Annotated in this window: 1 rRNA gene; it reads right to left on the bottom strand. The window is 43.6% G+C overall.

Going from position 1 to position 349, the window contains the following annotated elements:
• Positions 1 to 286: 286 nt before the first annotated feature.
• Positions 287 to 349: ribosomal RNA gene (locus tag EFT72_RS19060) — 16S ribosomal RNA — on the bottom strand; the annotation flags it as partial.

Below are 349 nucleotides of genomic sequence, written 5' to 3'. Positions count from 1 at the left end.
GTCTTAACCATCGTGTTCGAGATGGGAACGGGTGTGTCCCCTAAGCGCATCGGCACCAGAAACTTCGTGTCTACTAGTAATGTGTGCACAATTAAACGGGAAACTGTGTTGAAAGCTTGCTTTCATAAGCAGTTTTTGTTTTATTGTATAGGCGGCACAGCCGCGACCGAGTGAACTTGTTCACGAGGTGACACATTACGTTTTCTTGGTGTTACTTATTCTTTATTCTATTCATTGAAAACCTAAGACTCAACAGTATATAAAACCCTTACTTCTTCTTCCTTAGAAAGGAGGTGATCCAGCCGCACCTTCCGATACGGCTACCTTGTTACGACTTCACCCCAGTTAT

The organism is Clostridium sp. E02, from assembly GCF_003833015.1.
GTDB lineage: Bacteria > Bacillota > Clostridia > Lachnospirales > Lachnospiraceae > Lacrimispora.
The sequence above is the reverse complement of the archived record's forward strand: the minus strand, read 5'-3'. Positions and strand labels throughout refer to the sequence as shown.